This is a genomic window from Desulfovibrio sp. ZJ200, assembly GCF_011039095.1.
In the GTDB taxonomy this organism is placed as follows: domain Bacteria; phylum Desulfobacterota; class Desulfovibrionia; order Desulfovibrionales; family Desulfovibrionaceae; genus Desulfovibrio.
Map to the genome: position 1 here is coordinate 1 of NZ_JAAKEH010000088.1, position 4,788 is coordinate 4,788.

General features: G+C 59.2%; 5 protein-coding genes. 3 read left to right on the forward strand and 2 right to left on the reverse strand.

Going from position 1 to position 4,788, the window contains the following annotated elements; genetic code table 11:
- Positions 1-259 (forward strand): hypothetical protein (locus G7Y52_RS15140; RefSeq protein ID WP_206215340.1); only part of this gene is annotated, 259 nt, incomplete at its 5' end.
- Positions 260-380: 121 nt separating this feature from the next.
- Here G7Y52_RS15140 and G7Y52_RS14455 read toward each other — a convergent pair.
- Positions 381-770 (reverse strand): hypothetical protein, encoded by a 390-nt coding sequence (locus tag G7Y52_RS14455; protein ID WP_165073111.1) that lies wholly within the window; start codon positions 768-770, stop codon positions 381-383.
- Here G7Y52_RS14455 and G7Y52_RS14460 point away from each other — a divergent pair.
- Together G7Y52_RS14460 and G7Y52_RS14465 are read left to right on the forward strand one after the other, a co-directional pair.
- Entirely contained in the window at positions 769-2,253 is a 1,485-nt protein-coding gene (locus G7Y52_RS14460; RefSeq protein WP_165073113.1) for an L-serine ammonia-lyase, read from the forward strand. The genes G7Y52_RS14455 and G7Y52_RS14460 overlap by 2 nt on opposite strands.
- A gap of 26 nt (positions 2,254-2,279) precedes the next feature.
- Complete coding sequence (locus G7Y52_RS14465) at positions 2,280-4,097, forward strand: C69 family dipeptidase (protein WP_241159778.1); 1,818 nt, start codon at positions 2,280-2,282, stop codon at positions 4,095-4,097.
- A gap of 254 nt (positions 4,098-4,351) precedes the next feature.
- Here the strand turns inward: G7Y52_RS14465 and G7Y52_RS14470 are convergent, their stop codons facing one another.
- Positions 4,352-4,642, reverse strand: a complete 291-nt coding sequence (locus tag G7Y52_RS14470; protein WP_206215341.1) for a hypothetical protein — start codon at positions 4,640-4,642, stop codon at positions 4,352-4,354.
- Positions 4,643-4,788: the final 146 nt, after the last annotated feature.

Consider the following 4,788-nt stretch of genomic DNA (forward strand, 5'->3'; position numbering starts at 1 on the left):
TGCCGTATCCCGCCATCTTGCGTTTCCCGCAAACCACGCTGGTTTATTCCCGGCTGAGGGGCCGCGTACCTTCAAGGCCATAGTCCACATAAAAAAACAATACTGTCTTTTTGGTTGTTTTCGCTGGCCTTCAAGCTCATTTTTCATCTATGCTTGCGCCAAAAGCAAAGGCGTGGAGTGGCCAACGCTCCAGACGAGGCAAGAAAGAGCGTTTCCAAACTCGAAAGGTGTTCTTCTTTACAGGATGGTAGCTGTCTGACGCCGACTACAAACTTGCCAAAGGCTTCGCCTCTGGACTTCGGCAGAGCGTTCGGCGCTTCGCTTCTCACGCTCTCAAAAAGGGAAAGGCAGAGGAAAAAGTGCAAGGTGCCAGACGGCGTTCAGAGACGGTAGACACTTTCGGGCTTGTCGGTTGCAGGCATGGCCTTCCTTTCAGCCGCGATTTCCTCGTCTTCTTTTTCCGAAGACTTGATGAGTTGACGTATGAAGGTGACCCTTGATTTATTGTTAGGTTTTGAGCCATAATCCAGATAGTGACAGGAGATTTCTGTAATGATTACCGCCATAGGCGGTTCAGCGCGGGAATCATGGACGCCCTCATCAGGGGCGCAAGGCGGCGCGCTATCTCCCAAGTGTTTGCAACGACGGTCAGCCTTGCCCTCAACCTGCGCATGGCCACGCTTATCGGCTGGAATCCGTCGCTGGAACTCCCCGTCGCCGTAGACGAATTCGATCAGCAAATGCATAAAATCAGGGAGAAGACGCGTCATGAAAACTCGCAGGCAATTCCTTTATTGGGGGGCAGGCTTAGGGGCGGGCCTTCTCCTTTCTCCTGCCAGTGTTCTGGGAGGTTATGATCCGACCTGGAAACCCGGTGCCCGCCCGGAACGGGCGCTGGACATTACGGTTTTTGAAATGTTCAAGATCGGCCCCGGCCCATCCAGCTCGCACACAATTGCGCCCATGAAAGCCGGCAACGACTTTCTCGAGCTTATGCGCAATCTTCCGGAAGCAGATTTGAGGCAGGCGGATACGCTGCAGGTTCGCCTGTACGGCAGCCTTTCCGATACGGGCATTGGGCATGGCACGCACAAGGCCGTCACCGCGGGGCTGCAGGGGGTAACGCCTGAAAGCGCCACTGTGGAGATCATGGACGGGCTCTATGTCCGGCAAGACGATACAGTCACCATCCATTGCGGCCCGCTGTCCCTGCCCTTCGGCATGGGCAACTTCATTTTTGAAAAGGGGGAAGCCGCCGGCGCGCCTTGCAGCGATGTGCTGCGAATCAGCCTTGCCGCCGGCGACAGGACGCTGGCGGAACGGGAATACTATTCCGTAGGCGGCGGTTTTTTGCAGTGGAAAGGCTGGAAAGCCCCGGAACGCGGCGAACCGGCGCATGCCTTCGATAGCATGAACGGTCTGCTGGAATGCATGAAGGCCACGGGCAAAAGCATGCCTGTCATTCTCATGGAAAATGAGACGGCCTTGACCGGCATGCATCCTGATGATGTCCGCCAAGGGTTGTTGCGTTTTGTGAACGCCATGACCGCTTCGGTGGAAAACGGCCTGGCCCGCTCCGGTCAGCTCAAGGGACCGTACAAGGTGGAACGCCGCGCCAACGGCATGTTCAAGGCGGCGGAAGGCATGGGGGGAGCGGACGCGTTTCTGGCCCGCCTCAGCGCATATGCCCATGCCGCCGCCGAGGAAAATTCCGATGGACATCCCATCGTCACAGCCCCCACGGCCGGTTCCGCAGGCGTTATGCCCGCTGTGGTTTATGCGCTGGAGCATGAGCGCAACCTGAAGGGGGAACAGCTTGTGAACGGAATGCTGGTTGCCTCTTTTGTGGGGATGCTGGCCAAGCGCCATGCCAGCATTGCCGGAGCGGATGTGGGCTGTCAGGGAGAAATCGGCGTGGCCTCCTCCATGGCGGCAGCCCTTGCCGCCCATGTGCTGGACGGCAGTGCCGAACTGGTGGAAAACGCGGCGGAACTGGCTCTGGAACACCATTTGGGCATGACCTGCGATCCTGTGGGGGGCTATGTGCAGATTCCCTGCATTTCCCGTTGCGCCATGGGAGCTGTCAAAGCCTGGAACGCCCGAGTCATGGCCCGATCCGGCCAGGGAACCTGGCATCCCGTAGGGCTGGATCTGACCATTCGCGCCATGAACGCCACGGGGAGGGATATGGACCCGCGTTACCGTGAGACCGCCAAGGGCGGGCTGGCTCTGTTTTACACCGGGACTTGCTGATGACAATTCAATCAAGGAGAACAGGGATGAAAGACAAAACCACGTCCTCGCTACTTTCGTCGGCGTTGCCCCGATACATGATCCGAATTCTGGCCATATTCCTGACCGCGACGCTGCTGCGGGGCACCGCATCAGCGGAACCCCTTCGCCTGCCTCCCATGCCCAAAAACGCGGCCTGCACCACCACCATCGTAACGCCGGGGGCCTCGTCCGACGGCAGTATGCTGGTAAGCCATTCCGACGACAATGATCTGGGCGACCAGAGCATTGTTTTTGTCCCCGCCCGCGACTGGCCCGAGGGCAGCCTGCGCCCGGTATACGCCAGCGCTGTAGCCGTGGGGGACCAGCCTCAATTCAACGCCTTCCTCGTCCCGCGTCTGGTGGACAAGAACCGCGCTCCTGGTTACGCCAATCCGGGCAATGCGCCATCCATCCCCATCGGTCACATTCCGCAGGCCGTCCACACATACGCCTATATTGACGGCAACTACGGCATCATGAACGAGCATGGCCTGATGTTCGGAGAATGCACTGACGGCGCATTCATCAGCAACGGTCCGGAGCCGGGCAAGCGCATCTTTTACTCGGCGGAATTGTCACGCGTGGCTCTGGAGCGTTGCCGCACGGCCCGCGAAGCCGTCGCCCTCATGGGGCAGCTTATTGAAACGTATGGTTATTACGGCACCGGCGAAACCCTGCCCGTGGCCGATGGAAAGGAAGCCTGGATTATGGAAATGGCCCCGTCGCCGGAAGGGACGGGGGGGCTCTGGGTGGCCCAGCGTGTTCCCGACGGTCATTTCTGGGTAGCGGCCAATGAATTCCGTATCCGCGATCTTGTTCCGGGCAATCCCGACCAGATGTGGGGAAAAAGCCTGATGGGTGTTATAGAGCGGGCTGGCTGGCGTTCTCCCAAGGATGCTTCCCTGCCTGTGGACTGGCTTGTTTCGGTAAGCCATGGCGAATACAATCACCCCTATTATTCCCTGCGCCGCGTGTGGCGCGCCCTTTCCCTGGCCGCGCCCTCGGCCGGGCTGCCCGCCTGGGTGGAAAGCGGCAGCACTCGCGCCTATCCCTTCTCCATCAGACCGGATCGAAAGATGAACGTGGAGGACGTAAAGCGCATCCACCGCGATCATTATGAAGGCACGGAATTTGATCTGACCAAGGGGGTAGCAGCCGGCCCGTTCGGTTCACCGGAACGCTACCTCGGTCCTTACGATCCTCACGGCGATGTGGGCGATCCCAAGGCTGTGCTCAACGGCGCGTGGGAACGGCCCATATCCATGTACTACACAGGCTATGTCTACATCTGCCAATGGAAGCCCCATCTGCCCGCCCCCTTGGCCGGAACTCTCTGGCTGGCCCTGGACCGCCCGGCTGAATCCGTCTTTGTGCCTCTGACCGTGGGACCGCTGCCAAAGGGCTACGAGAAAGGCGACACCCGCGCCTTCTCGCGAGACAGCGCATGGTGGAGCTATAACCTTGTGGGTAACTACGCCCAGCTCAAGTATTCGTATATGATCCGCGACATCCAGGCGCGCGCCGCCTTGAACGAGGCCGAGGGAGTCCGCATTCAGGACACACTGGAAGACGAGCTGGCGGAACTGGCAAGCTCGGCTCCACATCAGGCTGCCGCCCAGCGGAACCAGAGGTTCAATGCGTATGCTGAAGCTGTGCGGGCCGACTGGGGCAAACTTTTCGAATTTCTTGTCGCCAAGTATGCCCAGGGGTTCGTGAATACGCCGGACAAGATGGCCCAAACTGTGGGATACCCGCAGGAGTGGCTGGATAAAACCGATTACTCTCATGGACCGGCGCGCGGCTACGCCAAAGACGGCAAATGAGACAACCGACCCAGGGCATTGCAATCTTGGAAAGTTGCAATGCCCTGACGGCGGTGAAAGCCGGCTCCGCGCCCGAAGTCCCGCCGCTGGCCGAGGGCATCTGCCCCTCTCCCAACAGGGGACAATTTCAAGACGGAGTTGCGCTTACAATGTAATTTATTGCTATGTAGACAAATTTTACAAGAGTCGCATGTGAAATATACGCCTTTCGCTACCGCTTTGCGGTCCGTTTGTCAGAAAGCGTGCAATCCATGTCAGCTCACACCTATGCGGTAGCAGTCAGAGGAAGGTTTACCCATGCGCGAGCGTACACCGTCCCAGGCGGCCCGCATGACCAGACGCAAACGGTCCTTTTGACCGCGGAACATACGCCGGGACAAGGGCAGAGGCAGCGCTACCAGGGCGAGGGGCAGGGCGCGGGCGCGGCGCAGCAGAAAAAAGCGGTTGCGCACGTACAGGTAGTCCGCCGCCGGGGGCAGATCGGGGGCAGCGGTCATGGCCAGCATGGGGGTCAGAGCTCCGGTATTGGGGGCCTTGTGCCGCACCACAGCCCCCGGCGCCCAGTTAGAGCATTTTCTCTTTGAAAATGCTCTGCTGACGCGAAAGCGGCAGCCGCCGCAACGCGGCGTACATTCAGGCGAAAACCGCGTTTTTCGCCTGAATGCCACCTTTGACTTTCATAAAAAGTCAA